This window comes from Wolbachia endosymbiont (group B) of Chesias legatella (assembly GCF_964026945.1).
Taxonomy (GTDB): Bacteria; Pseudomonadota; Alphaproteobacteria; order Rickettsiales; family Anaplasmataceae; genus Wolbachia.
On record NZ_OZ034711.1, the window covers coordinates 774,637 to 801,618 of the forward strand.

A 26,982-nucleotide genomic window follows, 5' to 3' on the forward strand; every position below is an offset into this window, starting at 1 on the left:
TCCAATTTAATTAGTTATAATTATAGCTTCAACAGGTAAAGAACGCTATCTTAAATGTTAAATGATTGCTAATTTAAGTCAAGTTTTTTCATGTCTTTGTATGACAAGCAACGCCGGAGTAAAGAGTAAAGTTAAGACCGTTGCAGCCAATATTCCACTTGCTATGGTTGCTGAAATATCAACCCACCACTGGCTTGATGGAGCATCATATGTGATTTGTAGCGTAAAAAAACTGATATTTAACCTAGTAATCATAGGTATTAAACCAAGAACTGTAGTTGCAACGGTAAGTAGTATTGGCCTGATGCGAGAAATTGAAGCGTTTATTATACATTGCTTAATGTTATTTTTGCGCACCTTAATTTGCTGATGAAAGGCATCAAGCAATAGTATATTATTATTCACTATAATTCCTGCTAAAGCAATTATCCCCACTCCACACATGACAACTACAAAAACTTTCTGAATAAGAAAGAAAATGAAAAATACACATGTTGTTGATAAAAACACTGCTGTCATTACGATAAATGTATAGTATATGTTGTTAAACTGTGCCACTAGCACCAATATCATCAATGTAATTGCTAATATAAAAGCCTTTAATAAAAATGCTCCTGATTTTTGTTGATCTTCCTTATCACCTTTGAAATCAATCTTTACTCCTTTACTACAGTCTTGAGTAATCGAATTTTGAATGAACTTAACTCTTTCATCAACAAGATAGCCAGTATCAACGTCAGCAGAGATTGTTACTGTGCGTGATCCATCAATCCTACTTAGTTTATTTGCCTTTTTTTCGGGAACGTATTTCACTATGCTACTCATAGAATATGGTCCATTTGCTGTATTAATAAAAAGGTTATCTATAGTTTTCATGTTGCGATTCTTTCTGGGAAAGCGTAGTACAATATCAATTTCTTCATCTGCGTTATTTGGTCTATATTTTCCAATTAATACTCCATTTGTAACCATCTTTATAAAATCACCGATGGTTGCAACACTTACTCCAGAGCTTGTAGCCTTACTCTTATCAATACTCATATTCCACTCTATTTCAGGTGCTGATCTACTATCTTGAATATTTATAAATCCAGATGAAGGTTGGTCCATAATTTTTAGGATTTTCTCTGCTACTGAATTCAAGTTGGATGCACTTCCGCTTAAGTTAATTTGTATTGGCTTGTCAGCTGATGGTCCTGACTTTTGTTCCTGTACATCAATTATTACTCCTTTTATGTTTTGTACACTACTCCTTATATCATTTAGTATTTGCTTAGCTTTGCGCCTGCAGCGCCAATCTACAAGTTCCAATTGAATTTTGGCAATAACGTTGTCTGCAAATTTTCCTGATCGAGCATAAAAAACATAAATTTCTTTTTTAACACCCAAAATACGTTCTTCTACTTTCTTAAGTATCAAATCTCGTTCTTTGGCTGATAAGCTTTCTTTTACTTTAACGCTGATTAAAATGTTATCTGAATCTACATTCGGAAAGAACTTTAATCCAGGACCAAAAGTAAAATATAATATACTAGACAAAAATAAAACAAATACAACAACACATACAAATTTTTTGGGGTGATCTAAGACTTTCTCTAACATACGTACATAAGTTCTTATTATAAGCCCAGTATTTTTTATCTCACCACTTTCTATAGCACTCATTCTTATTATTTCTTTTTTTGAAGTTATGGAAGGTTTACCAAATATTGTACCAAGTGTTGGTATAAAAACCAAAGCCATAATTAGCGATCCAGTCAAAGTTAAAATTATTGTAATTGGTATGTACTGCATAAATTTACCGACCGTATCGGGCCAGAGTAACAGAGGGAAAAACACTGCTAATTTAGTTAATGTTGATGATAAAACTGGATAGAACATATCATGAACTGAGGTGCAAAAGGCTTCTACTTTATCCATGCCACAAATCATCTTTCTATCAGCATATTCGCTGATTACAATTGCATCATCAACCAGCATGCCAACTGCCATAATTAAACTGAAGAGGACAACTATATTTAGAGTAATACCCATTAGGTAAAGAGCCATTATTCCTATGAGAAAGGAGCCAGGTATTGATAGTGCAACAAGAATAGCAGCCCTTGTTCCCATAAAGAGCATTATTATGGTTAGTATTAGTAATACGGCAAATATTATACCATTTTCCAAGTCGTCAAGCACATCACGTACATTTTTTGACTGGTCATTCAAATAAACTACTTTTAAATTTTCAGGTAATTGATCTTTTGCTTTGTCCATTAAGTATTTTACTTGATTTACCGTATCTATTATGTTTTTTCCATTACGTTTTGAAATTTCTAGTACAATGCTAGGTAGTCCATTAATACGAGCAGATCCTTGATGATCCTCAAACCCAAGGTATACTTTTGCTATATCTTTGATTCTCAAAACTGCATCACTTTGAGATCTAATAGGAATATTCATAATATCTTCTATATCTTTTAATAACCCTGATATTTTAATCGAATATTTACCGGTATCATTTTCTAGTGATCCGGCTCCTACCAATCTGTTGTTGTTTGATATAGCTTGAAATATCTCATTTGATTGAATGTTATATTTTGTTAGAACTGTGGGCTCAATTATAACTTCCACTGTTTCTTTACGCATACCTGCTACTTCAACTTTAAGAACATTTGGCAGAGATTCTATTTCTTTCTTTAGTTTGCGTGCTATTTCAGTTAAAGCTCTTTCCGGCAAATTACCAATCAAGCCAACGTTTAGTATCGGAAATAAGCTCAAGTCTATTTCATTGATTATCGGAGATTCTGCTTCAATAGGTAATTTTGATTTTATGTTTAAAAGCTTTGAACGGACATTATCGAGCACTTCTTTATTATTATACTCTGTTCTAAATTCGATTATCATGTGAGCACCATCATTAGTTGCAAAAGCTCTCAATTCTTTTACACCTTCGATGGATCTTAGTTCATTTTCTATAGGAAGCACTAATAGCTTTTCACTATCCTCGACAGAAATACCAGGAAACCCGACAAATACACTAATTATAGGAATCTGTATATCAGGATTGCTTTCTCTTGGCATCTTTATATAAGTGTATGAGCCGAAGGTAAAAATCACGATAAGCAATAATATTACTGTTCTATTCCTCTCTACAAGTAAGCTTTTCATGCCAAACATTATACGTATTTATATCATATTATAGCTAAGATAAATTATATATTAATTAATCCTTATATGTCTTTATGTAAATGATTAAAATTTTTACAGTTTTGCAAGCGTAAGAAAATTTCTATATAATATGACTTTAGTATGGTATTTGAGGGATTATTATGGTAGCAGTTTTAAGTGTGACAGAAGGCAAGAATAAAGTGATCGTATCTGGGTTGATTGGGCTTTCATCAACCTTAGTATTTTTGACAGTGATTCACATTGCTGCAAAAATAGCCATTATAGTTACTGCTGCTGCAGTTACTTACTTATTACTTTTGCTGATTCATAAAATAAGAACTAAAAAAGAACAGCCTGCTGAAATTACTGGTGTTTCAGGAGATAAAGTTTCAGAAGATGAAGGGTATAGCAGTGTTGATGAAGGTGAAGAAAAAGATACCGTAAAAGAACCAGAAAGAACTGAAACTGAGTTAGAAGAAGAATTAAAAAATAAAAGAGCAGAAGAAGAAATGAAAAGTGGACTACCTGAACATATGGACCTTGACGGTAACTCACTTGCTGGGGCTGATGATACAAGTCAGACTAAATGCGCAACGAATTATATGGATTTAATGCTATCCCCTCCTATGCATATGGATGGATATTACCGAGAAATCAAAGAGGTTAATGCTCTGAGAACTTCTGTAAATAATTATCCAATGATAGTACCAGAGCGGCTAACTATGGAAGATATTGTTAAACAACGTGGTTAGAGTTTATATCAAACTCTCCATCTTGTATTGAGAATCAGATGCAATGCCGTAGACTCTACTTGGTGGAATGATTTTGTTCTCTATACCGAAAGCCATGCCTTCAACTATTGCTGCAAGCACCTTTTCAAGGTTGCAATCTGCTCCAGGAACACGGTGCTCTAGGCGGCATCTTTTGGAATCGTTGCCAAAATAGGGAATTCTTATCGCAGCAGTTCTGTTATTCACTCCCCAACTAATCGTAGTTGGAGTATGAATATCTGGGTACTGAAATCTTAAATATGAATCATCATTTGGAGCAAAAAACAACATATGTTTTTTCATCATTGCACATAATCCACCTATGCTGTGAATCAGGTGGTCACTATATTTTTGCTTGTTGCCATAAAATAAGTTATGATTATTTGAATCCATGAGGCTAACATGTACATTTAGTGCGCTGCCTGCTCTATCCAAATAAGGTTTTGCTTTAAAAGAAACATTACCATCGAACTCTTGTGCTGTTCCAATCAGTAATTTTTTTACTAACTCAAAATGCATAATTAAATTATCAGGACTCGTATAACAATCACTTTTTATCTCGTATTGGTTTAAAGAACTCTCTTTCTCACAAAAAAATCCAAGAGAAGCTATTTTATTTTTGATGCTATTCAGAAATAAATATTCTTTTTTTATTCCCTCAGTGTAAAACTCCAGTTCAATACCGAATACAGTATTATGACTCAAATTACTTAACATAATCACAAATTTACTTCAATAAATTTATACTAAATCAGCTATATTTATACAAGTACTTTACTTATTTATCAGTAAATTTAATATCTTATTTATACATAATATATTACTATTTTTTAATAACATACTTCTAATCCTCGGTACAAGCGACATTTACAAATTGATTGTTTTTATTTCAAAAAAATGATCAATTTTAGTGCTTTTATACTCTTTACAACTCGTCAAAAAATCCTCATAATTTTAAGTATGTATTAAGTAGTGTTAGCTTTTTATCTTACATTAAGCTATTGATTATCTTGCATCTTTCTGATTATTGTTCTTTCTTGGTGTGGTATATGAACTTAACTAACCCTAAGGTTTCTACTATGTTTTTTGATCAGATTATTACAGTAACGGACCACAATGTTACTTGGGAAAAAATCCAAAATTATCTCCATAATCTCTATGGAGAAGCAACATATAACAGCTGGCTGAGTTCACTAAGATTTATCAGCAACAGAAATGGAGAAGTTTTGTTGTCTGTACCAACAAGATTTATAAAGGAGTGGATTACAGTTCACTACATGGAAAAAATATTATCATTATGGCAAAGCGAAGATCAAAGTGTATGTTCTATTGATATTCAATTAATTGAAGAAAGAAATTCAAATTCTAATACGATACTAAAAAATAGAGAGGAAAATAATCATAATCTTGGTTCACCACTAGATACCAGATTCACTTTTGATAATTTTGTGGTAGGAAAGTCAAATGAGTTAGCATTTACAGCGGCAAAGCGTGTAGCGGAATCTATAGATCCAATATCAGGAAGCAACCCTTTATTTCTATATGGTGGAGTGGGACTTGGTAAAACACATTTAATGCATGCTATAGCTTGGGACATAGTCAATTCTCCGTCAGCAAAAAGAAAAGTGGTATATTTATCAGCAGAGAAATTTATGTATCAATATATTACGGCGCTGCGGAGCAAAGATATTATGTTATTTAAAGAGCAATTTAGATCAGTAGATGTATTGATGGTAGATGATGTGCAATTTATCAGTGGTAAAGATAGTACACAAGAAGAATTTTTTCACACTTTCAATGCATTGATAGACCAAAATAAACAATTGGTTATATCAGCTGATAGGTCTCCTAGTGATCTTGATGGAGTAGAAGAAAGAATAAAATCACGACTTGGTTGGGGATTAGTTGCAGATATTAATGAAACAACTTTTGAATTAAGACTTGGTATATTGCAGGCGAAAGTGGAACGAATGAATATGTATGTTCCCAAGGATGTCCTAGAATTTTTGGCAAGGAATATAAAATCCAATATAAGAGAACTAGAAGGAGCATTAAATAAGGTTGCTCATACCTCTTTAATTGGAAGAAGCATGACAGTAGAATCAGCTAGTGAGACCCTAATTGATCTTCTTAGGTCAAATCATAGGTCAATCACAATAGAAGAAATACAGAAAAAAATAGCTGAATTTTTCAATATAAAGATTGCAGATATGCAATCTAATAGAAGGCTCCGCAGTCTTGCGAGGCCGAGACAAATAGCTATGTATTTCGCAAAGAAGTTTACGCAAAAAAGTTTACCAGATATTGGAAGAAATTTTGGTGGTAGAGATCATGCTACTGTTATACACGCAGTCAAACAAGTGGAAAATTTCATAAGAACTGACCCAAAATTTGCTGATGAAATCAATCGATTAAAAAAGATGTTTAAGTAGCACTTTATTAATGACAACCAGGCTGTTTTCATTTTTTTGATCAAATATCTTTTTCAAGTAGATTAAGTAAATCAAAGATCATTATTAGTATAAGCTAAGAGAAAATAGCTAGTCGATTGCTTAAAAAGTATATAAAATCACAATTTAAGTAGGAAATATGGCAATTAGACTTATTCCAGATAATCTTGATATAAAATTTAGTAAATATAGAAATTTGACAGCACTTGTTAGCGTTATTCTTATCATTTTTTCAATGCTTACTTTTATGCTGCGAGGAATGAATTTGGGTATAGACTTTACAGGTGGAATTTTGATAGAGATAAAATCTTCAAGCAAGGATGATGCTATTCTCGGTATATTAAAAGAGAGTGGATTTACGATACAGAGTTCAAAAGCTGGTGATAACTTAGTTGTGCGGTTTAAAGATGAGGGAGATGAAGATAAAATTAAAAAGGTTAAAAGTATATTAGAGAGCAAATTAGGTAATTTAGTAACTTATCGCAAAATAGATTATGTTGGTCCACAAATAGGCTCAACGCAGATATTTGAAGGGATATCAGCCATGTTAATTGCAATTATTGGAATATTTTTTTATGTTTGGCTTAGATTTAACTGGCAGTGTGGACTTGGTGGAATAATGGCACTGATCCATGATGTGATTTTAACTCTTGGCTTTATCAGTTTAACGAGTATTGAGTTTAATATTTCATCAGTTGCAGCTCTCCTTACCGTAATTGGCTACTCAATCAATAACTCAGTGGTTATATATGATCGGATTCGAGAGTATCAAAAAAGTGGAAAAAATGCAAAAATAGGTGAAGTAGTTGATGCCAGCATTAATTCGACGCTATTTCGCACTATGTTAACTTCAGGTACTACTCTTCTTGCCGCTCTTCCTTTAGTGCTGATTTGTACAGGTGTGGTCAGAGACTTCTGCTTAATCATTTCTTTTGGCATTGCAATCGGCACCTGTTCCGCAATATTTATCTCTGCTCCTATATTGACCTGCAGAGCGTTGATAAGTAGAGTATAGAACGTTTAACTACGATATAATATTAGCTTGTTATCCCTAATAGTGAAATGAAAATATCTCAAAAAGCTCATACCAAGTAATGAATGGGACATAGAGTGAGTATTAACACTAGCGTGCACATCATTAATTAAAAAATTTCCTATTTTAACTTGAGGTATTTGAACCACTCCAGCTTTTATTTGACCTTTTGCAGTTTCATATATTTTAAAGTCTTGAATGTTTTGTAAGTTAATACCAGCATGTAACGCATCTTTTTGCGATAGAACAATATCAGTTGCTCCGGTATCAAGCAAAAACGTTATATTACGATCATTGACTTGAGCTTGAATATAAAAATGTCCATCGTATGACTTTGTAAATTCGATACTTCCGCCATTTTGAACCCTTCCTTTGTACGGTAGAAAAGTGCTCAGAAACCTATTGCTTAGTTTATCTCCTTGTGAATCAATAAACATTGCAGTAATGACTATTATCAGTAGCCAAATAACTAGATTTTTTGCTGCATTCATATTATTAAAATTTGAAGCCATAAGAGTAAATTTTTAAGATTAGCGTTAAAAGCTATTATTAAAAATAAGTAAATTTTATTGTTTTAGTACAATATTTAATATATACTTTAAGGAGGTATATTCGATTTAATTTCATGTCAGAAGCAAAAAATTTAATTTTAGCAACAATTCTTTCTATATTGATTATAGTATTATGGCATATTATTTATGATAATTTTCTTAACACGAGCCAAAGCCAATCATCGATTGAAAATATTGAACATATCGAATCTTCTAACGACCTTGCTCCTATGATATACCAAAATCGTTCTGAAATTATTAATTCTACTAGAGAACAGAGAGTTAATTTAACCAATAACATGCTTGAAGGATCAATTTCTCTGAAAGGTGCAAGGTTTGATGACTTAATCTTAACTAACTACCACTTAGAACCGAGTTCTTCTTCTCCACAAGTGGTGTTACTGTCACCTGCAGAATCAAAAGATGTATATTTCGCAGAATTTGGGTGGCTCGATCCGAATGAAAAGATTAAAGTTCCAGATTCTAAAACAGTATGGCAAGCAGATAAACTCAATCAAAAAGAGGTCAATTTATTTTGGGATAATGAAAATGGCATTTTATTTAGAATGAAAATTAGCCTTGACGATAACTACATGTTTAAAGTTGAGCAAATTATTGAAAACAATACAAAAGATAATGTAGTTTTGGTTCCCTATGGTAAAATCAATCGTAAACGTGATAATATTAACGAATCCTATTGGATATCACATGAAGGAGTACTAGGTGCATTTAACAATAAACTAGAGGAGTGGACATATAAGGATATTTCCAAGAAACGTTTAATAAAGGCCAGCACAAGTGAAAAAAGTTGGTTTGGTTTTGCTGATAAATATTGGTTTACAGCTATCATACCTGAAAAATCTGATCAAATAAATGTAAGTATTAAGCATACGAATGTTAATAACATTGATAAGTTTCAAGTAGATTTTGTTAAACCTTACAAACACATACTCCCTGGTGCAAGTGTTTCTACTCTGAACTACTTTTTTGCTGGGGCAAAGAAGTTGAATTTACTTGATTCTTATAAAGACACTCTTAATATACCTTTATTTGATAAGGCTGTAGATTTTGGTGTACTTTATTTTATAACCAAGCCAGTGTTTTTACTGCTTGAATATTTTAACTTTGTTTTGAAAAATTTTGGCTTAGCAATATTATTGCTAACTTTAGTAATCAAACTTTTGATGCTTCCCTTATCTAATAGATCATATATTTCGATGTTCAAGGTGAAAAGCCTGCAGCCTGAATTAACTCGTATAAAAGAGTTGTACAAAAATGACAGCTTAAAGCAGCACAAAGAGACAATTGCGTTGTTCAAGAGAAACAATGTAAATCCAATGTCGAGCATTTTCCCTATGCTCATACAAATACCAGTATTTTTTGCTCTGTATAAAGTATTATTTGTTACTATAGAGATGAGACACGCCCCTTTTTATTTATGGATTAAGGATCTTTCAGCTTCTGATCCAACAAACATTTTTACATTATTTGGGTTGTTTAATTATAACTTTCCTATTTCTATAGGCATTTTACCTATAATTTTCGGCGCTACCATGATAATTCAGCAGAAGCTAAGTGAGAAAGATCAAACCAGTAAAGATGATATTCAAGTAAATGTTATGAAGTTTTTACCTTACATTTCTGTCTTTATTTTTTCTTCTTTTCCTGCCGGCCTGGTAATATATTGGATATTTAGTAATATTATAACTCTGGTTCAACAATCATTAATAAAGTTGCTTTTAACAAGAAAAGTAGGAATGAATGTCGAAAATACTAATAGTTAATTCAGTTTATTATACTGAAATAGCAAACCTTTTGCTTGAAGGTGCAACCGATAAATTAAAAGGCAGCAGCGCAAGTTACGATGTAATTGAGGTTCCCGGTGCATTTGAGATACCAGCTACAATTCTCTTTGCGGTCAAAGGCAAGAATACTAATTATGATGGTTATTTAGCTCTTGGATGTGTAATTCGTGGTGAAACTGATCATTATAAATACGTTTGTAAAGGAGTAATCGAAGGCTTAAATGAAGTTATTATGCATTATGCAATACCCCTTGGTATGGGCGTAATTACCGCTGACAGTAAAGATAAAGCACTAATTAGAGCTGACAAAAATAAAAAGAACGTTGGTGGCCATGCAGCCTCAACTGTTTTGCATATGATAGATCTACACAATAAATTAAAATAATGGAGGAAAAACCAGTAGATAAAAAGTGGCGCATAAAAAGAAGTACGGCAAGATTTCTTGCTGTACAAATTGCTTATTCAAATATTTTTGTAAGTTACAACAAAAGCACTTTTAAATTGGAAAATTGTGAGCTTAAGGACTACATAAGTAAGTTGAAAGATATATTTGAATGTGAAGAATTTGAACATCAGTTCTTAGAAAACTTGTTATATAAGGTTATAAAAAGCAGTGAAGAATATGATAAAATAATAGAGTCTTACTTACACCCAAGCTGGTCCCTTTCACGGTTAAATCTTATAAGCTTATCTATTTTGCGTGTTGCAATATGTGAGTTGATTAATTGCGATACACCAGTTCCAGTTGTTATCAATGAGTATACTAATATTGCATCTGATTTACTTGATAAACCAAGCGAAATTGGTTTTATTAATGGGTTATTGGATAAGGCAAAAGATGCAGTTAAATTAAATAAAAATCCTTAGCAATTATAGCCAGCAAACACAGGGTGTCATCCGAGTAGCTGACACATAGCTGTATGAACATTGCAATTTGCGTGGCAGGCGGTGTCATTCCAGTCTGGAATCCAGCTTTTTCATAATCATCAAAACGTTGTATTTTAACATAAAATGGCTGCTTTTATGCTTACCAACTTAGTAAAATTCCTGGATCCCAGACTGGGATGACACCATAGTCAAGCTTTTTCGTAAGTTACCTGCCACTTGAGCCAAAGCCCCCTGCATTGCGACCGGTTTCTTCTGTGCAGAATTCTTCTCTGTCATCCCAAATTACCTGAGATACAGGAGAAATAAGGATTTGTGCAATTCTATCTCCTCTTTTTATTTCATATGGCTGATTACTTAGATTGATTAGGCAAACTTTAACTTCACCTCGATAATCGGAGTCTATAGTGCCCGGAGAATTTAAGACAGTGATTCCATGTTTTGCAGCAAGCCCAGAACGTGGGCGAACTTGTCCTTCAAAACCGTTTGGTATTGCAATCACAATGCCAGTTGGAATAAGTAACCTTTCAAGTGGATTTAAAATAATATAGTCGTCCAATGCAGCATAAAGATCCATGCCAGCACTCTGCATAGTTGCATAACAGGGAAGAGGCAAGCTTTTGCCATGTGATAACTTTTTTATTTCTACTTTAATTTTATCTCTTTGCATTTTTATTCACCAGTTATGAAAATTTGATTGTAGCATGTAAATTATGCCTGTAAAAGATAAGAAAACTACTTGACAAATCTTTCAGCTTCCTTACTATAAAATTCAAAGTGTTTTATTACCTTCAATCTGTTCAGATTAAACGACAAAAGTATTATACAGTTGGCGTCTTATAAATCTTTCCGCTATGTGCACTTTATGTCTTCACAATAATTTCTACCTAATATAAGCTGAAGCGGGCTTATAAAATGTTTAAATACAGTATAGAACGCCAATTTTTAGGATGAGAGAGTAACAACTAGCTAACGCTTTTGCCTTTTTTTATTAGTAAATTTCTTAACGTTTATATAGAGGGTGTCATTCCAGCACTTGATGCTGGAATCCAGCCTTTCTGCAATCTCATCGAAAACGTTGTACCACCTTTCTATGCTAGTTTGCTTGTGAGCAACTTAGATCCCAGTACTGGGATGACAAAAAAGGGGTACTTGAATGACAGTAAAGAGTATCAGGATGATAGGATTTACGCTATAAAGCGAACCGATTTGGTGTGCTGATTTTGTTTGCAGTTTCATAGTACGAATTTTTTACTTCGGTAGTCTTTTTATTGTCATTATAATTACAAGAATAGTTGAGGCCAATTAATATGAAAACTTTTGCAAAAAATTTTAAAGGTAAGGAAAGAAAGCTAGAAGAGTTCAATGAGAAAGTTGAAGACATATCAGCTGTAGCTCAAGATAAGTTTGCACATGAACTTGAAAATATCGCATATGAAAGTGTGCAGAAATTTCGCAGTCTACTTGCTAAAGAAATAAACTCCACTTTCAATAACATTCATTCTCAGAATGTCAATCTACTAAAATCTGGCTTAGTAAACTTGATCAATAAAAAAGGAGAAACAGCGTTAATACGTTCTCTTCTCAATATACTTGTACGATAGAGTTGCTGCTGCAATTTAATATTAAGTGATAACTAAAATAAGTAAGATTTTTTATGGATAAGTCTTACTTATTTTAGCTATATATAGAAAAGGAGGGTTGTTATGTCAACAAGACTAAAGTATCCAATTATAAATATACAACGTAAGTCTAAGCCTAAATCTTTTCCAGTAACTTTAGGAGAGGTTAAATCTTTTTTACGAATTGAAAATGATCAAGATGATAAGTTGATTTCAAGTTTTATTTTTATGGCAACTGATTATGCTCAGTGGCATATGGAAAAGTCTCTAGTAAAGCAAACGTGGCAAGTTTCATATGAAGGTTATATACCTCGTAGAATCTATTTAAGCTATGGTCCTGTGAATAAAATAATATTGGCTACTGATAAGAATAGAAAACTTAGTTATTATTTTAGTGATATAGGAAGCTATATTGAATTTTTCAATTATTTGAACATAATAAGGGCTGATGTTGTATACGAAGCTGGCTATGACAGCGTTCCTGAGCAAATAAAGCTAGGTATTATGCAGCATGTTTCTGCTCTCTATAAAAATCGTGAATCAGAAGTAAGTAGCCATTTATCTGAGGTAAAGAAGGTGTATTCTCCATTTCGCGAACCAAAGGTTGTTTTGTAGTTCCTGTTTGTCATTCAATAGCAGATACAACAGATGGTGTCATCCGAGTAGCTCTTTCTTGTCATCCCAGTACTGGGATCCAGTTTTTTCATGATCATCAAAACGTTGTATTTTAAAATAAAACGGCTACTTTTATGCTTACCAACTTAATAAAATTCCTGGATCCCAGCACTGGGATGACAAGAAAGAGCTACTGGAACGACATCATTATAAAGTGAACCAGTGTCTGGGGATGTGATGACACCATCTGTTGTACCTACAAATTGCAATGTTCTTAGCCGTATCTGTGAGATGGAAAAAATTCAAATTATAAATGAGTTGTATAATAGTATTTATGCAGCATTAAAAGCAAACTCTAATTTAAAGAAATATGTTACTAACATCTATGATTACCTGCCTAAGCAGGTTACTATTCCTTATCTGAGATTGCGCATAGTAAATTATGTTAACCTGCATATGCTATCTAATTTTGCTACAAAAGTAAGATTTTCATGCGACATATATACTTATCATATAAGCAGCATGCTTGCTGCTATAAAGCATGTTAGCTTGGTGGTAAAGAGCATTAGTAGTGAGACCATTTTGGAAAGTAATTGTGCTATAAATCAGCATGATGAAGTTTTACATTCAACAATTAATTTTGATATTTTAATACAAGGAGGTAGCGATGAGCAAATTACAGCTGAAAATTAAAGGTCATGACAATAATTTTGTTGTGCTGAATAATATACGAAACTTAAGGTTTACTTTGCGTAATAACAAAGAGGAGATGAAAGATATTTCCTCTTTTGGCTGGAGAAAAGTGCTTGATTGTGTTGGAAGTAGAAAGATTACAATAAAAATTAATGGCATTTTAAATTCAGTATTGGCTGATGAATTATTGCGTAATTCTGCAATGTTAAACTCTAATAATGATTATGAGATTAGTTTTAATGCTAAGGAGAAGATAAAACTCAGGTGTTCGGTTGAATTGTATGAGAGATATTATGATCCTGCCACTTTTGACAGCTTCACTGTAGTTTTAGCCAGTGCTGAAGTTGTGAACACTTTTCATTAGTGTTAATTTAATTTTTTCATATACAATAATAATAAGTGGGAATAAATTAAAAAAAAATTATGAACGATGAGGATCTTTTCGAAGAAGGCGATGATAATGTTGAAGAGAATAGCGATGACAGAAGAGAAAGGAATTTGAAGAATGAAAATCAGCTCGAAGAGCAATTTAAAGAGTATTTAAAACCTTTCGAGGATATTTTAAGTCAAATTGATGAAGGAGTTGATAATTTAGATAGTTACGAAAGGACTATGCAAGTAAAGCGAAGTATAGATAGGCTCATAGAAACCTTATATAGCCAAGCAGCATCTGAGGATATTGATGTAGAACTTGAAACCACAAAACACACTCGCGATAAATCAGAGTCCAAGAAAAGAGTTCTGGAAAAGAGAAAGAAACAACTGATGGAAGAGATCTTAAGTTTTCAACAACAAAAGGAGCTAATGAATAGTAGGGAAAAACATGAAGTAGCAAGTGATGAAGATGTTCAGAAGGCAAAAGCACGAGTGAAGTCTTCAATTAGGGGGGTGTTGTTTTCAGTTATTGCTCATAGAATGGATCCACGAAGGAGGGCAGGGGAAACTGCTGATGACAATGAAAAGCAAGCTCGTATGTACGGTAGAGAAGCAGTTGGTGGAGTTTTAGGTGGATTATTCAAGGCGTTTTTAACTGCAGTTGCTGCTGTTGTGCGCGAAATTGCTAAACCACTTCAACATATGAATACACAAGAGACGTCTTTTGCAAAACAAGTTGAAGAAAGCAGAAACCAGGATTCACAGAAAGGTCGATCTGTGTAGGTCAAAGTATAGTTTCAAAAATTTTTTTGAAACTATACTTCTTACATTTCCACCTAATCAAAGTTCAGTACTATAATACAGAATACTCTAACTCTGAAGGAAATGTATTTTCCATAATTTCTTGTACTTTATCAAGAAACCCTTGTTCCATTTTACTGGCATCAAATTTTTCTTTTGATGTGTTATTTTTTATTTCCTGATAGTATTCCTTAGCTGCACTCTTTATATCTTCTTGTTTTAAATAACATCTTCCTTCACATTCGTATTTTTTAGATTCTTTTTCTTTTTGACAATTTGTTTTACATTCTTTATACTCTCTGTCGTTGAGAATCTCAAATTCCTTGCTATCCTCGCATTCTGAATTGCATTTAGAAAGTTCTTTTTCTTCTTGTTTATTGCAATAATCATTTTTACATACTTTATCTACCACGTAATTCTCTTTAACAAGTAAATTTAAAAATTCTTGTTTTGGACTCATAAGCTCTTTTATTTTATCAAGCAATTCTTGTTTCATTTTCTCAGCATCAACATTTTGAGTTACTACTAACGTTTCTTTTTTTAATAAGTTTATTCTTTTTTCTTGATCTCCTTTCATTTTCTCTGCGTTTAACTGACTTTCTCGGAATTGTTTATTCGCGTCTTCAATTAATTTATCGTACTTCTTATCTATTAATAACTTCATATGGGTTTTATGTTTTTCAATCTCATCATCTGATAATTTTTGTGCTATTTCTTCTTTTTTATTTTCATAGTATTCTTTAGCTGCACTTTTTATAGCTTCTTCATTTTTGATACATTTTTTTTTACAAGAATCATGTTCAACTTTATCACGTGGTTTCAAGTTATAATGTTTACTACAACGGCTATCGCATTCTGATTTTGCTTTACCTGGGATAGCTTGTGCCTTTCTCAAATCCGAGCATTCTCTTTGGCATGATGAAAGGTCATTTCCTAATGCTTCGCCTGATTTAAATTTCTCTAATATTTCTTCAATGGTCTTATTTAATATTATACGTTTTGGTGCTGCATGTAATGTACTTATGCAATATTCCTTTTTACATAAATCTACCACGTTAGTGTTTTCAATAAAGTCTCTAAATTTAATTTTTGTATCTACTGCGTTGAGTTTGCTGGTTTCTCCAAACATAAAATTTCTCCTAGTAAATTAATATTTTAATACTTATTAGTAAATTTATTATTAAAATAGCATGTTATGCAGTATGTGTATTAAATAATATCTACTCAACGCAAATTACAACAAACGCAGTAGCATAATCTTGATCATCACTTAGAGAAAGGTGTATCTTGTAGTCTTTCGAGATGAAATCCTTTGTCATAGCAAGATGTGGTTTTCCCCTGATGTTACTGTATATTTCTATATCTTTCATTATAATTCCTTGGCTGAATCCAGTGCCTAGCGCTTTAACAAAAGCTTCCTTTGCAGCAAAGCGTTTAGCAAAATATTTTGCTCTTACTTCTTGGCTATTATATTTTTTGCTTATCTCTATCTCCTTCTTAGTATAGACTTTATTGAGAAATTTTTCCCCGTATTTTTGTGATATTCTCAATATTCTGGGTATATATACTATGTCAGTGCCAATACCGTATATCATTTTGCGCTAAAACGATTTATTGCTTCTTCAACTTGTATTTCCTCTACCTCGCCAGTTGCTCTATTTTTTACTTCAACTGTATTTTCACTTACTACTTTTTTTCCAACAATTATTTGCCACGGCAAGCCTATCAGATCCATTCTGGCAAATTTCACTCCTACACTTTCGTCCGTATCATCGTAAAGCACTTTATCACTTTTCAAAGCTTTGTATATTTTATCTGCGGCCTCCGTTACTTTCGTTTGTAGATTGATTAAACCAACTCTAAAAGGAGCTACTGCCTCTGGCCAGATAATTCCTTTATCATCATGGAAAGCTTCTATTATTGCGCCAACAAGCCTTGAAACTCCAATGCCATATGAACCCATATGTATGTTAACATTTTTTCCATCTTGAGAAGTAACACTTGCCTTCATAGGTTTCGAATATTTATCACCAAAATAAAAAATATGCCCTATTTCAATACCTTTACTAACATTTAACTGTTCTTGCGGTATAGGACAAATTTTAGGATCATGCATATCGTCTGCAACTGCATATATGCTCTTCAGGCTTTCAATATCTTCACTCTCTAGCAGTTCAGAAAATTTATTGTCATAATATAGAGTGCTCTCACCGGTGTTTGCCAATATATGAAATTCATGACTTAAATTTCCTCCAATTGGTCCTGTATCTGCCCTCACTCCAATTGGAGTAAGCCCCATGCGTTTGAAGATTTTTATGTAAGTTTTATACATCAAATTATATGAATTCAGTGCACCTTCGTAATCTACATCAAAACTGTATGCATCCTTCATCAGAAATTCCCTGCCTCTCATAACGCCATAACGAGGTCTTACTTCGTCACGAAACTTCCACTGAATTTGATATAAACAAAGTGGTAAATCTTTGTAACTTTTTACCGTATTTCTAATCAAATCAGTTACCACCTCCTCATGTGTTGGACCAAAAAGCATATCGCTTTCATGCCTATCTTTAATACGTAGCATTTCTTTGCCGTAATCATCGTAACGTCCTGACTCTCGCCAAAGACTTGCTGGCTGCACACAAGGCATCAACACTTCAATTGCACCAATTTCATCTCTGATAATATTTTCAATATTTTTAAGTACCAAAAGACCAAGCGGCAGCCAAGAATAAATTCCAGATGCTGTCTGCTTGATTAAGCCTGCACGTAATAAATATTGATGAGAAATAATTTCAGCACCAGCAGGGGTTTCTTTTAAAGTTGGCAGGTAATATTGAGATAAGCGCATTTGATAAATCTGATTGTACTAAGTAATCTTAATACAATCAGACCTGTAGGTAAACTTATTTAAAAAGGAAAGAGAGAGGAGCAGTCTTCTAAGAAGAAATAGAAGCTATCTTAAACCTCAAGTCATCACTTTGTTATCACAGCACATCATCGATGTTTTGGTATAGAGTAATCAGAATCATAAAAATAGCTTAGTGTTAGCTATTTTTATGATAACCTCTCTTAAACAATTGATATTTTACAGTGTTTTTGGTAAAATAATAGCTTAAGGCTTAGAATAAAAGTTTATGAGTGAAGCACAAGGTCCAAATATTGCAGAATGGCAGGCACAGCAGCAACACCAGGAAGCCGCTAGTGAGAAAAGTGGTTTCGGTCTTGGTCATAGTGACTCTGTTGCAACAATTGTGGATGGAATGAAGTGGATGTTCAACTTTCATGAAGGAGCAATTGCTGCTTATAATAATGTGTTTGAAGGTTTGGTCAGTGGTAGCAGTCTAGTAACTTTATTTGGGAAATCAGGTAATATGTTTGGCATAAAATTTCTTGAAAACCTTGCGGAATATTTTTCAGGTGGAGGTGGAGAAGATATGCCATCAGAAGGAATGGATATGGATCACGGTGATGGAGGACTTAATCCAGATGATTATCCCCACGCTAGCAATGAAATGGCTCATAGTGCTGATGGTTTGCATGATATGCATGATGCAGGTGATCATCATGGCCAATCTTTTTCACCTGGTCCTTCACCATATGTTGGTGATGATCATGAGCTTGGTTACTAAATAACTAAGAAGATTTTATTGTAATTAGTGAAAAAAGTTTCAGTTTTAGGATCAACAGGAAGCATTGGAAAAAAGACTGTAGATTTGCTCTTAAAGAGAAAGGAAGAATATCAGGTGGAAGCACTAAGTGCCAATTCGAATTTTAATTTACTTGCATATCAAGCAAAACTGCTTAATGCAAAATATGCTGCCATTTCTGATGAAAGGTTCTACAAAGATTTAAAAGAAGATCTACTTGGTACAAACGTCAAAGTAGAAGTTGGTGCTCCAGGTCTAGCAAATGTTGCTTCTCTACCCGTTGATCTCTCAGTTATTGCAATAGTTGGCATCGCAGGCCTTGAGCCAGTTATAAAGGTTATAGAAAGCGGTACTAAAGTTATTGCTCTAGCAAATAAAGAAAGCATTGTTTGTGGTGGCAAGTTACTGCTTGAAAAAGCTAAAGAAAGGAGCGTACAAATAATTCCCATCGACTCTGAACACAACGCAATTTTTCAAGTTTTGCAAAATGATGATAAATGTGTAGAAAAGATTATACTCACTGCCTCTGGTGGACCATTTTTAAATTATAGCCTTGAACAATTAAGAAATATCACAGTAAATCAGGCACTAAGTCACCCTACTTGGAAAATGGGAAAGAAAATCTCAGTTGATAGTGCAACAATGATGAATAAAGCACTAGAAATAATAGAAGCACATCATTTGTTTAATATTAGTCCAAATAGAATTGAAGCAGTAGTGCACCCTGAATCGATAGTACATGGAATTGTCGTTTATCACGATGGATTCAGCTTTGCTGTGCTTGCAGAAACTGATATGGAAATTCCCATTGCATATGCTTTGTCTTGGCCAGAAAGATCAACTTTGAACTACAAGTTAGACTTAACAAAACAAAAAAAATTGACCTTTCAAGAACCAGACCACAAATGTTTTTCTTCACTAAAGCTAAGCATGGAAGTGTTAAATTCTTCTTCTTCACATACAAATAGTATTGTTTTGAACGCTGCAAATGAGATAGCTGTTAATGAATTCTTGAAATCACGAATCGGCTTTTTAGAAGTAGTAGAGGTAGTAAAATCAACAATAGAAAACTTTGACAAGTACTCTGATATTAACTCACTATCCGACATAACAAGTATCGATTTTGAAAGCCGTATTCTTGCCAATGAAATCATAAAAAGTAAAGGTATCTGTTCAGCAGAGTGATAAAATAAGGTAGACGAGAAAAGACAACTAAATGGGTGTAGCTATCCAGCAAAATTCATTGCAGATAAGACAACATTTTCGATCAAAAAGCTGTATTCCATAATGTCATTCCAGTAGCTGACAACGTGATCCAGATTTCCATAATGTCATCCTAGTAGCTGACACTGGGATCTAGAAAAATTTACAAAGCTTATGCTAAATTCAATGAGATTAAATGAAAACCAGCATCAAGTGCTGGAATGACACCTTACCTGAACAGATAAATCACTTAGCATGTTCGAAATCAATCTGAGAGAAATTTACATCGTTAAGAACTGTATTTGCTCTATACAGAAAACCACATCCTATTGCAAAGAACAGCAATGCAGCTGCAGCAAACGGAACTGGGTTATAAACTGTGAAACATAGACCAACAGCAAGTACTCCAGATAACAAAAAAGCACAAGCATAATTAGTTTGTTTCCTTTTTTGAGCAACTTCTTCTACCTTTATGAACTCTGTTTCTATTATTTCCTTAACATGTTCTGCAATACAATCTCTTGGACTTTCGTTTTCATAGTTTTTAATATTAGGTTTGATATTTGGATGTGTGAGTAATATTTTTACCATATCTATATTACCAAACTGGCAAGCAATGTGTAAAGCTGTGTTTTTTTTCTTCTTACCGGTCTTAATTTCCTCCTCTGCACGAGCATAATTTTGAGGTATAAATCTTTTATTAACAGGTTGTGAATTGTTAAGGTATACACAACCCCCTCTACCCTGATCTACTACTTCTTTCCCCTCAAATTCGTACACTGGATAACCATCATGTTCCTTTGGTTTTTTCTCAATAATAGCTTGCTTGCTTTTAATATTTAAATCGATTTTTTTATGTTCTACAAGCAACTTAGCCATACTCTCTAACTTAGACTGCTCTTCATAACTACTAGAGCTAAAAGCTAGGGGGATGGACATCAAAGGTGTCATTCCATCTTCAAACGCGTTAACATTCGCTCCTTCTTTCAATGCTTGTTGAAAATGATACCAAGCTTCCTCAGGTGTTATTCTTTCACCACTAGCATTTTGAAATTCAATAGCTTTAAACAACTTTTTTGTTGCCTCACTTGTACTAAACATTTTACTTTCCTATAATTAAAACTTTGATAAGTTATACATAGAAAAAATTAAAATATCAACTATTAAGCTAATGATCCAGAATATACTCCTTCGTTAAAGGAGACTGAGCATTTTCAAATATTTCTTGAGTACTTCCGAATTCAACAATCTTGCCATTGCAAAAGAAAATTACGCTGTCAGATAATTTTTTAGCCTGCTTCATCGAATGAGTTACCATAATTATGGTGAACCTCAATTTTAACTCTTGTATAAGGTTTTCGATTGCGTTGGTTGCCATTGGATCAAGGGCAGAGCATGGTTCATCCATTAATAAAATAGTTGGCTTTACTGCAATTGCACGAGCAATGCATAATCTTTGTTGCTGGCCACCAGATAAATTTAGTGCACTATCTTGCAATCTATCTTTCAACTCTTCCCATAAACCAACCTTAGTTAAACTACTTTCTACTATTTCATCTAATTTTTGCTTATTTTTCACCATGCCATGCAATTTAGGCCCATAAGCAACATTATCATATATTGATTTTGGAAAAGGGTTGGGTTTTTGAAATACCATACCAACTTTTGCTCTGAGCAATACAACATCCATATCACGTGAATATATATTACCCAGCCCATCGATTACCAGTTCACCAGTCGCTCTACATCCAGGTACGTAATCATTCATACGATTAAAACAACGCAAAAATGTCGATTTACCGCACCCAGAAGGTCCGATAAAAGTTGTGACTTTCTTTTTGCAAATATTCAAATTTATATCGAATAAAACTTGTTTAGAGCCATACCAAAGATTTAAATTTTTAACGAAAGCGTATTTATCGCTCATACTAAATCCTGCATTGAATAAAGTCCTGGTATTTCCTGTTTATTCTCGCACAACCATATTGCTGCTTGAACCGCCCCTCTAGCAAACGTTGTGCGGTCAATTGCCTTGTGATTTAATTCTACTCGTTCATCGGAATTGACAAACATGACACTGTGATCTCCTATTACTCCACCTCCACGAGATACTGCAAAGCCTATTCCTCCTTTCCCTCTTATATTTGAATTATTATGTGAATATTGATTGAGCTCAAAATCCACTTTTGCAGCGTTAGCAACTGCTTTACCAAACTCTATAGCTGTTCCAGATGGTGAATCCTTTTTTAAATTGTGATGCATTTCCCAAATTTCAACGTCATACTCATTACCTAAAAGCTTGGCAGCTTCTTTTACCAATTTCAGCAACACATTAACTCCAACACTCATATTTGCTGACCATAATATTGGAACTTTAGCAGCATATTCTTTAAAATTTAGACCTTCTATTCCAGTTGTGCCACTAACTAGCGGTTTTTTAAATTTCACGGCCGCCTTAAGGCATTCTAGCATACATTCTTTAGTTGTAAAATCTATTACAACATCGGACGATTCAAATACCTCACTAATAGAACTTGTAACTTTGATTCCTAAATTGCAATTATTGCCTACAATAGGCCCAATATCTAAGCCTATATACTCACTGCCCAAGCGAGCAACAGCACCTGCTATTTCCACTTTGGTATTCGTAATTAATTCATTGAGTATTTTCTTACCCATTCTGCCTAAGCAGCCTATTACTCCAACTTTGATTTTCATAAAGCTTTTTCCACTATGTTAGGCTTTTTTTGAAGCTTTGTCATCTTTATAAGCTTAGCATATTTAGCCTTACACTGATAAAACTATAGCTATACATCGATGAATCTATTGAAAATTGATACGAAAAATTGTAATTAGTCAATTTTCTCCTATGGAGAAAACTTATAAAGAAAAAAAGAGCACCAACTTTGGTGCTCTTTTGTGAAGGATTTGGTTTAATAATAACCGTTTCCTACTATACTCGGATTAGAGACACAATGTCTTTCTGTTGCTAGTGCTCGAGTTGTTGAACTTGGTTATGTAACTTCTGCATCATAAAACTCCTCTGATTCAGTAGTCACTTCCTCAGAGTAAGATCAGATAAATCTTCTCTAAACTTAGAAAGAGATGCAGTAAAAGCATTTATTAACTCTTGTTTTTTTCTTCAATAGTAGTTTTACCTGAAGATTGTCCTTGCTGTGATATGCTTTGTTTCGCAACACTTGTTTCACTTTTTTTACCACCAAACAGCCGCTTACAGCCTGATGAAATTTTTCTTGCAATCCATGAAATTCCTATGTGATCAGCAATCCACTTAAAAAAGTTTTTTATTTTTTTAAACATATTTTACTCCTTAAATTAATAATTTTATTATTATATAAAAAGCATGGTAAGTCAACTATTTTATAAAATAATATAAAGTTTTAGTACTTACTTGCAATTTTCAACAATTTAATAGCGCTGGTGTTTACAACTTCTCCACCAACGCGCTTAGTGACAAAAAATCTAACATAAGGTTTGTTTGTATAAGGGTCTCTCAATATTCTCATTCCTCTGTTATCTACGATCTTATAAGCTTGTTTGAAATCCGCTACTGCAATCATTGTAGGTGGCATATCAGCAGATTGATATACCGGTATTCCCATCAAAGTATCTGGAGTTTCAAGCGATAAACTCGGCTGCCAAAGATACTGACCTGTTTCAGATTTTAGTAGCCTCACGTCCTTTAACGTACTCCTGTTCATCAAAAATGATGCATTTTTAGAGTAATGTTCATTTAGAGAGTAGTACAATATCATTATGGCGTCGCTGTCTAGCTTATCAGCTTTAATTTGCTCTATCTTATTATGACCATTTCCATTTTCGTAAGTTAAAATTCCTTTAGGTTGAAAAGTGCCATCACCTTTAATAAAGGCTTCATTCTCCTTCTTACTGAAAGTTTCGGCAACCTTTTCTACAAGCCAATTTTCAACATTGACAAATGCATCATCGAGCAATTTTTGTGATATTTGCGGCTGAGCATAGAGCTCATAAGTTGTGATGGAAATCTTTTGAATTTTAGGTGTACTTGTGTCTTGTGCAAAATCATACTTGGATTTATAGCCACCATCTTCGTCGTCTACTACTTCACCACTCCAACCTGCACCAGCACGGTCACAATCTTCTATAATATAATCCAGCGTTTCAGTAGAGATTCTTTGACTAGAACATATCTGCCGCATTGGAGATGAATCAGTTATACGCTTGTTTATCCGTTTTACAATATGAGGAGTAACTAAATACCCTCCAATATCATTGTCATCTCCACTTAGGGTTTTGTGTGATAACCTGTTTTCCATTCCTTTGCGAATATAATCAGAAAAATATTTATCACCTGTATTAAAATCTGTGCTAATTTCTGGACGTTGAGCTGAAGTTTCAATAAAATCTAAGCGCTCTTTGCAATTATCAATATTACTATTTATCTTGCATAGCTGCTCAGGTCCTTTGCTTTCGATTTCTTTTAGTTTGCGATCATTTATTAATTTAAATTGCTCCCATGATGAAGCGAGTTCATTAACACGGTGAGCGATATCAGTAAGTGACATAATAGCCTCCTTTAAAAATAAAATTAGAATAGTTATTGTAATTTGAAGGTAATCTTTAATCTCAGTACCTTTTTGTTGTCATGCAAACTGCATTCAGAAAAAAGACCGGTGAATGGCAGCTTAGTATAACTCAAACGCTTTGTTTACAATATGGATCCCAGTGCTGGGAGGCGCCCTCATGGTAAACAACGTTCATACAACTGTATATGTATACTGCCATTCACCGGTCTTTTTTCTGGATTCTAGCATTGGCTTCATGGTAGATACAAATGAACGTAAGCTGCTTGGTAACGAGAGAAAAATGATAATGATTACTTGTTGAAGTAAAAAAAGCAGTGTAGTATTACACCACGCTAAGTATTATACTTAATTGTCAGTACTATACAGCATCCATTTTTTTGTGTCAAGCACTTTTTTTTCACTGAGTATCTGTTCAGGAGAATGTGCAAATAAAGTACGTAGCCGTACAAATTTGCCAAAACAACAAATGATATCCTTTAATTATCCTCTTTTTATCATTTCAGTCACAGCTGTACGAACATTGTGGCAATTTGCATAGTAAACAGTGTCAAGCACTGCCTTTGTGTTCGAGGCAAAATTAGTTTAACATACTGTTTTTGAAACAAGTAGCTTTGCGTGTCTATGATGTCATCCCAGTGCTTGACACTGGGATCTAGTTTTTGGACATTGTTTTTGACATATGTCCTTAAGGACTATTGTTTACTGCATAATTTGCAAATACTTTTTATATCTGGATCCCAGTGTCAAGCACTAGGATGACACCCATTTAGTTATCTTTTCTCGTCTACCTTGTTTTGCCACCCTGCTGAACGGATACATACCGTTTGTTGCTTTTACTCTATATCTGCCCTGCTTCAATCAGTAAGAGATTTCAATATTAATTCTGCACTACTTGCGGGATCACCACTTTTTGTAATGGGTCTACCAATTACGATATAATCAGCTCCTGAATTTATTGCTTCTTTTGGTGTTGCTGTCCTTTTTTGATCATCATGACCTCGATTCATACGGATTCCTGGAGTAATAATTTTAAAGTCTTTACCACATTCTTGGCGCACTTCTTGAGCTTCTAGTGCAGAGCAAACTACTCCATGTAGTCCAATCTTTTTTGCAAGCTTTGCTAGCAAAATTACCTGTGATTTTGCTTCCCTTGCTACTCCGAGTTCACTCAGATCTTCATTGCCCATACTAGTTAGTACTGTTACTCCAATTAGCTTTATTTTCTTTCCTTGCACTATACTTAGTGCTTCTTTAAGCATTTTTGTTCCACCACTGATATGCAATGTTAGCATTTCAACATCTAGAGCTTTTATTGCTTCAACTGTTCTAGCTACAGTGTTTGGAATATCATACAATTTTAGATCTAAAAAAATTGGTACATTGCATTTTGCAACTTCTCTCACTCCAGAAGGACCATGTGCAGCAAAAAATTCTAACCCAAGTTTTACCATGCCAACCTTATCACGCAGACCATTAGCCCAAGATATGGCTTCATTCAAATCTTGTGTATCCAGTGCGCATATTATTGGGTTCATTATCTTGTATAATTTTTTTTATAATAAGAGTAATTGTTGCATTTTACAATCCATATTCAGGGATTGGTCCACTTGCAATGCTTTGTACAGACACTGAACACGATAATCTGGTCGGAGTGGGTGAACGACTGGCATATCCAAGATCTTCCTGTAAAGAATCAGACGTTTCCTCCGATGTTTTGGAACCTTTCATTGGCTTGAATTGCACAAGCTGCCCTAATATAAATTTTATTTTCTGAGTCTCCCCTAATATTATTTTTTTGCTATAATCTTTAATTGTTTCATTTTCTCTTATCGATTCTTCTATCTTATCTATCACATATTGAAGTTGTTTTATTTGACTGTCTCGCTCTAAAAGTGAATTTCTTAAATTTTTCACTTCGTTATTACAATCTTGTCTTATTCTGTCTAACTCAAAAGATTGATTTTTAATTAAACCGTCTGCTTTATCTAGCTCTTCAAATTTCCTTTTTAACTCTTGAGATAAGTTTTTATTTTTCTGATCAATTTCTTTAAATTTACATTGTAATTCATCTAATTTCACACAAAGTTCTTCTTTTCTTTTATGTAATTCTTCTTTTTTCATATATAGTATATGTTTCTCTTTACGTAATTTGTCTATTTCCTTAGATAACTCCTCTTTTTCTTTAGATAATTTCTCTACTTCCTTATATAATTCCTCATATTTATCATTGTCTATTTTTCTTTTCAATTCGATTATAAGTTTTTTCCTCTCAGTTAGATTAGCTTCTTTTTCCTGTAACTGTTTACACAAATATGAGATTTTATGGAGTAGTTCTTTTTCTTGTGCAGCAAGCTCATCTTTCTCCTTCGTTACTTTTTCTAATTCGTCTGTTATTCCAATTATATGGATCATTTTTGCTTCTAATTTCTCCTCCAAAGATTTTTTTTCTTTAAGAAAAGATTTCCTCTCAGCTTCTATTTTTTGACCAAATTTTCTTTCTTCCTCGTATAAATTGTGCTTTTCTTGAGTCAACTCACGCTCTTTGTGAGCAAATTTCTTCTCCACTTTACTAGTGTCAATAATTATTTTATACAAAATCATAAAAGCCAAAACAGATAATACAGCTAAAGCGAGAATTAAAGAACTAGGTACATTAATAAGCGCTAAAGATGTAAGTAACGTGAGAGTAGCCAGAGAACTAGCTATAAAATAAAATGTATTATATTTATTAAGTAAATTGCTCATCACCCATATACAAAACTTCAGCAGTCTTGTATATATTGATTAAAA

The 26,982-nt window shown here is 33.5% G+C and carries 27 protein-coding genes; 13 read left to right on the top strand and 14 right to left on the bottom strand.

The window, feature by feature from the left end:
* Nucleotides 1–78: 78 nt before the first annotated feature.
* A complete protein-coding gene (locus AAGD65_RS03535; RefSeq protein WP_319803492.1) occupies nt 79–3,153 on the bottom strand; it encodes an efflux RND transporter permease subunit in 3,075 nt (1,024 codons plus the stop codon).
* 161 nt (nt 3,154–3,314) lie between these two features.
* Between AAGD65_RS03535 and AAGD65_RS03540 the strand changes: the two genes are divergently transcribed.
* Nucleotides 3,315–3,905 carry a hypothetical protein gene (locus AAGD65_RS03540; RefSeq protein ID WP_264682717.1) on the top strand — a complete coding sequence of 197 codons (591 nt, stop codon included), beginning with the start codon at nt 3,315–3,317 and terminating at the stop codon, nt 3,903–3,905.
* Nucleotides 3,906–3,908: 3 nt separating this feature from the next.
* Here AAGD65_RS03540 and AAGD65_RS03545 read toward each other — a convergent pair whose 3' ends face one another.
* Entirely contained in the window at nt 3,909–4,646 is a 738-nt protein-coding gene (locus AAGD65_RS03545; protein WP_264682718.1) for a glutamine synthetase, read from the bottom strand.
* 326 nt (nt 4,647–4,972) lie between these two features.
* Between AAGD65_RS03545 and dnaA the strand changes: the two genes are divergently transcribed.
* Nucleotides 4,973–6,355 (top strand): chromosomal replication initiator protein DnaA, encoded by a 1,383-nt coding sequence (dnaA, locus tag AAGD65_RS03550; protein ID WP_012481713.1) that lies wholly within the window; start codon nt 4,973–4,975, stop codon nt 6,353–6,355.
* 157 nt (nt 6,356–6,512) lie between these two features.
* Complete coding sequence (gene secF / locus AAGD65_RS03555; RefSeq protein WP_010401100.1) at nt 6,513–7,388, top strand: protein translocase subunit SecF; 876 nt, start codon at nt 6,513–6,515, stop codon at nt 7,386–7,388.
* A 5-nt stretch (nt 7,389–7,393) separates the two neighbouring features.
* On the opposite strand, the gene AAGD65_RS03560 is transcribed toward secF, so the two are convergent.
* Nucleotides 7,394–7,918, bottom strand: coding sequence for a TIGR02281 family clan AA aspartic protease (locus AAGD65_RS03560; RefSeq protein WP_010401102.1), 525 nt, complete (start codon nt 7,916–7,918; stop codon nt 7,394–7,396).
* A 113-nt stretch (nt 7,919–8,031) separates the two neighbouring features.
* Here AAGD65_RS03560 and yidC point away from each other — a divergent pair, with 113 nt between their 5' ends.
* From yidC to nusB, 3 genes are read left to right on the top strand one after another with little or no spacing between them, the layout of a single operon-like run.
* Nucleotides 8,032–9,741 carry a membrane protein insertase YidC gene (gene yidC, locus AAGD65_RS03565; protein ID WP_264682719.1) on the top strand — a complete coding sequence of 570 codons (1,710 nt, stop codon included), beginning with the start codon at nt 8,032–8,034 and terminating at the stop codon, nt 9,739–9,741.
* A complete protein-coding gene (locus AAGD65_RS03570) occupies nt 9,719–10,147 on the top strand; it encodes a 6,7-dimethyl-8-ribityllumazine synthase (protein WP_264682720.1) in 429 nt (142 codons plus the stop codon). The genes yidC and AAGD65_RS03570 overlap by 23 nt, the downstream gene beginning before the upstream one ends.
* Nucleotides 10,147–10,629, top strand: coding sequence for a transcription antitermination factor NusB (gene nusB, locus AAGD65_RS03575; RefSeq protein WP_187297213.1), 483 nt, complete (start codon nt 10,147–10,149; stop codon nt 10,627–10,629). Before AAGD65_RS03570 ends, nusB begins: the two co-directional genes overlap by 1 nt.
* Before the next feature lie 226 nt (nt 10,630–10,855).
* Here nusB and dut read toward each other — a convergent pair whose 3' ends face one another.
* Nucleotides 10,856–11,317 carry a dUTP diphosphatase gene (gene dut, locus AAGD65_RS03580; RefSeq protein WP_264682721.1) on the bottom strand — a complete coding sequence of 154 codons (462 nt, stop codon included), beginning with the start codon at nt 11,315–11,317 and terminating at the stop codon, nt 10,856–10,858.
* Between the two features lie 640 nt (nt 11,318–11,957).
* On the opposite strand from dut, the gene AAGD65_RS03585 reads away from it, so the two are divergent.
* The 5 genes from AAGD65_RS03585 to AAGD65_RS03605 all read left to right on the top strand — a co-directional run bounded on the left by AAGD65_RS03585 (nt 11,958) and on the right by AAGD65_RS03605 (nt 14,735).
* Nucleotides 11,958–12,251, top strand: a complete 294-nt coding sequence (locus tag AAGD65_RS03585) for a hypothetical protein (RefSeq protein ID WP_139686435.1) — start codon at nt 11,958–11,960, stop codon at nt 12,249–12,251.
* Nucleotides 12,252–12,353: 102 nt separating this feature from the next.
* Nucleotides 12,354–12,884: a head-tail connector protein gene (locus tag AAGD65_RS03590; RefSeq protein ID WP_010401151.1), complete on the top strand. Its 531-nt coding sequence runs from the start codon at nt 12,354–12,356 to the stop codon at nt 12,882–12,884.
* A 291-nt stretch (nt 12,885–13,175) separates the two neighbouring features.
* Nucleotides 13,176–13,577, top strand: coding sequence for a DUF3168 domain-containing protein (locus tag AAGD65_RS03595; RefSeq protein ID WP_264683431.1), 402 nt, complete (start codon nt 13,176–13,178; stop codon nt 13,575–13,577).
* Nucleotides 13,552–13,941 carry a phage tail protein gene (locus AAGD65_RS03600; RefSeq protein ID WP_264377753.1) on the top strand — a complete coding sequence of 130 codons (390 nt, stop codon included), beginning with the start codon at nt 13,552–13,554 and terminating at the stop codon, nt 13,939–13,941. Before AAGD65_RS03595 ends, AAGD65_RS03600 begins: the two co-directional genes overlap by 26 nt.
* A gap of 59 nt (nt 13,942–14,000) precedes the next feature.
* On the top strand, nt 14,001–14,735 hold the full coding sequence (locus tag AAGD65_RS03605) for a hypothetical protein (RefSeq protein ID WP_264682722.1): 735 nt from the start codon (nt 14,001–14,003) through the stop codon (nt 14,733–14,735).
* Nucleotides 14,736–14,805: 70 nt separating this feature from the next.
* On the opposite strand, the gene AAGD65_RS03610 is transcribed toward AAGD65_RS03605, so the two are convergent.
* The 3 genes from AAGD65_RS03610 to proS form a co-directional block, all read right to left on the bottom strand.
* On the bottom strand, nt 14,806–15,882 hold the full coding sequence (locus tag AAGD65_RS03610) for a hypothetical protein (protein ID WP_341810875.1): 1,077 nt from the start codon (nt 15,880–15,882) through the stop codon (nt 14,806–14,808).
* Nucleotides 15,883–15,973: 91 nt separating this feature from the next.
* Entirely contained in the window at nt 15,974–16,348 is a 375-nt protein-coding gene (locus tag AAGD65_RS03615; RefSeq protein WP_264331129.1) for a holo-[acyl-carrier-protein] synthase, read from the bottom strand.
* Nucleotides 16,345–17,604: a proline--tRNA ligase gene (proS, locus tag AAGD65_RS03620; RefSeq protein WP_264682724.1), complete on the bottom strand. Its 1,260-nt coding sequence runs from the start codon at nt 17,602–17,604 to the stop codon at nt 16,345–16,347. Before proS ends, AAGD65_RS03615 begins: the two co-directional genes overlap by 4 nt.
* Nucleotides 17,605–17,890: 286 nt before the next feature.
* Here proS and AAGD65_RS03625 point away from each other — a divergent pair, with 286 nt between their 5' ends.
* On the top strand, nt 17,891–18,385 hold the full coding sequence (locus AAGD65_RS03625) for a hypothetical protein (protein ID WP_264682725.1): 495 nt from the start codon (nt 17,891–17,893) through the stop codon (nt 18,383–18,385).
* A gap of 27 nt (nt 18,386–18,412) precedes the next feature.
* Nucleotides 18,413–19,588 (top strand): 1-deoxy-D-xylulose-5-phosphate reductoisomerase, encoded by a 1,176-nt coding sequence (gene dxr, locus AAGD65_RS03630; protein ID WP_264682726.1) that lies wholly within the window; start codon nt 18,413–18,415, stop codon nt 19,586–19,588.
* Between the two features lie 264 nt (nt 19,589–19,852).
* Here dxr and AAGD65_RS03635 read toward each other — a convergent pair whose 3' ends face one another.
* The 7 genes from AAGD65_RS03635 to AAGD65_RS03665 form a co-directional block, all read right to left on the bottom strand.
* The gene (locus AAGD65_RS03635) at nt 19,853–20,707 is read right to left on the bottom strand and encodes an ankyrin repeat domain-containing protein (protein ID WP_264682727.1); all 855 of its coding nucleotides are present in this window, start codon (nt 20,705–20,707) and stop codon (nt 19,853–19,855) included.
* Between the two features lie 67 nt (nt 20,708–20,774).
* Complete coding sequence (gene pstB, locus AAGD65_RS03640; protein ID WP_264682728.1) at nt 20,775–21,533, bottom strand: phosphate ABC transporter ATP-binding protein PstB; 759 nt, start codon at nt 21,531–21,533, stop codon at nt 20,775–20,777.
* Nucleotides 21,530–22,324, bottom strand: coding sequence for a 4-hydroxy-tetrahydrodipicolinate reductase (gene dapB / locus AAGD65_RS03645; protein WP_264682729.1), 795 nt, complete (start codon nt 22,322–22,324; stop codon nt 21,530–21,532). The genes pstB and dapB overlap by 4 nt, the downstream gene beginning before the upstream one ends.
* Before the next feature lie 405 nt (nt 22,325–22,729).
* Nucleotides 22,730–22,927: a hypothetical protein gene (locus tag AAGD65_RS03650; RefSeq protein WP_149168885.1), complete on the bottom strand. Its 198-nt coding sequence runs from the start codon at nt 22,925–22,927 to the stop codon at nt 22,730–22,732.
* 80 nt (nt 22,928–23,007) lie between these two features.
* Nucleotides 23,008–24,171, bottom strand: coding sequence for a phage major capsid protein (locus tag AAGD65_RS03655; RefSeq protein WP_319606767.1), 1,164 nt, complete (start codon nt 24,169–24,171; stop codon nt 23,008–23,010).
* A gap of 875 nt (nt 24,172–25,046) precedes the next feature.
* On the bottom strand, nt 25,047–25,727 hold the full coding sequence (pyrF, locus tag AAGD65_RS03660; RefSeq protein WP_264682732.1) for an orotidine-5'-phosphate decarboxylase: 681 nt from the start codon (nt 25,725–25,727) through the stop codon (nt 25,047–25,049).
* Nucleotides 25,728–25,770: 43 nt separating this feature from the next.
* Nucleotides 25,771–26,937 (bottom strand): hypothetical protein, encoded by a 1,167-nt coding sequence (locus AAGD65_RS03665; protein ID WP_341810876.1) that lies wholly within the window; start codon nt 26,935–26,937, stop codon nt 25,771–25,773.
* Nucleotides 26,938–26,982: the final 45 nt, after the last annotated feature.

Coding starts and splice junctions, on each gene's coding strand:
- AAGD65_RS03535 (WP_319803492.1), bottom strand. CDS start 3,153: ATGAAAAGCTTACTTGTAGAGAGGAATAGAACAGTAATATTATTGCTT.
- AAGD65_RS03540 (WP_264682717.1), top strand. CDS start 3,315: ATGGTAGCAGTTTTAAGTGTGACAGAAGGCAAGAATAAAGTGATCGTA.
- dnaA (WP_012481713.1), top strand. CDS start 4,973: ATGAACTTAACTAACCCTAAGGTTTCTACTATGTTTTTTGATCAGATT.
- secF (WP_010401100.1), top strand. CDS start 6,513: ATGGCAATTAGACTTATTCCAGATAATCTTGATATAAAATTTAGTAAA.
- AAGD65_RS03560 (WP_010401102.1), bottom strand. CDS start 7,918: ATGGCTTCAAATTTTAATAATATGAATGCAGCAAAAAATCTAGTTATT.
- yidC (WP_264682719.1), top strand. CDS start 8,032: ATGTCAGAAGCAAAAAATTTAATTTTAGCAACAATTCTTTCTATATTG.
- AAGD65_RS03570 (WP_264682720.1), top strand. CDS start 9,719: ATGTCGAAAATACTAATAGTTAATTCAGTTTATTATACTGAAATAGCA.
- nusB (WP_187297213.1), top strand. CDS start 10,147: ATGGAGGAAAAACCAGTAGATAAAAAGTGGCGCATAAAAAGAAGTACG.
- dut (WP_264682721.1), bottom strand. CDS start 11,317: ATGCAAAGAGATAAAATTAAAGTAGAAATAAAAAAGTTATCACATGGC.
- AAGD65_RS03585 (WP_139686435.1), top strand. CDS start 11,958: ATGAAAACTTTTGCAAAAAATTTTAAAGGTAAGGAAAGAAAGCTAGAA.
- AAGD65_RS03590 (WP_010401151.1), top strand. CDS start 12,354: ATGTCAACAAGACTAAAGTATCCAATTATAAATATACAACGTAAGTCT.
- AAGD65_RS03595 (WP_264683431.1), top strand. CDS start 13,176: ATGGAAAAAATTCAAATTATAAATGAGTTGTATAATAGTATTTATGCA.
- AAGD65_RS03600 (WP_264377753.1), top strand. CDS start 13,552: ATGAGCAAATTACAGCTGAAAATTAAAGGTCATGACAATAATTTTGTT.
- AAGD65_RS03605 (WP_264682722.1), top strand. CDS start 14,001: ATGAACGATGAGGATCTTTTCGAAGAAGGCGATGATAATGTTGAAGAG.
- AAGD65_RS03610 (WP_341810875.1), bottom strand. CDS start 15,882: ATGTTTGGAGAAACCAGCAAACTCAACGCAGTAGATACAAAAATTAAA.
- AAGD65_RS03615 (WP_264331129.1), bottom strand. CDS start 16,348: ATGATATACGGTATTGGCACTGACATAGTATATATACCCAGAATATTG.
- proS (WP_264682724.1), bottom strand. CDS start 17,604: ATGCGCTTATCTCAATATTACCTGCCAACTTTAAAAGAAACCCCTGCT.
- AAGD65_RS03625 (WP_264682725.1), top strand. CDS start 17,891: ATGAGTGAAGCACAAGGTCCAAATATTGCAGAATGGCAGGCACAGCAG.
- AAGD65_RS03635 (WP_264682727.1), bottom strand. CDS start 20,707: ATGTTTAGTACAAGTGAGGCAACAAAAAAGTTGTTTAAAGCTATTGAA.
- pstB (WP_264682728.1), bottom strand. CDS start 21,533: ATGAGCGATAAATACGCTTTCGTTAAAAATTTAAATCTTTGGTATGGC.
- dapB (WP_264682729.1), bottom strand. CDS start 22,324: ATGAAAATCAAAGTTGGAGTAATAGGCTGCTTAGGCAGAATGGGTAAG.
- AAGD65_RS03650 (WP_149168885.1), bottom strand. CDS start 22,927: ATGTTTAAAAAAATAAAAAACTTTTTTAAGTGGATTGCTGATCACATA.
- AAGD65_RS03655 (WP_319606767.1), bottom strand. CDS start 24,171: ATGTCACTTACTGATATCGCTCACCGTGTTAATGAACTCGCTTCATCA.
- pyrF (WP_264682732.1), bottom strand. CDS start 25,727: ATGAACCCAATAATATGCGCACTGGATACACAAGATTTGAATGAAGCC.
- AAGD65_RS03665 (WP_341810876.1), bottom strand. CDS start 26,937: ATGAGCAATTTACTTAATAAATATAATACATTTTATTTTATAGCTAGT.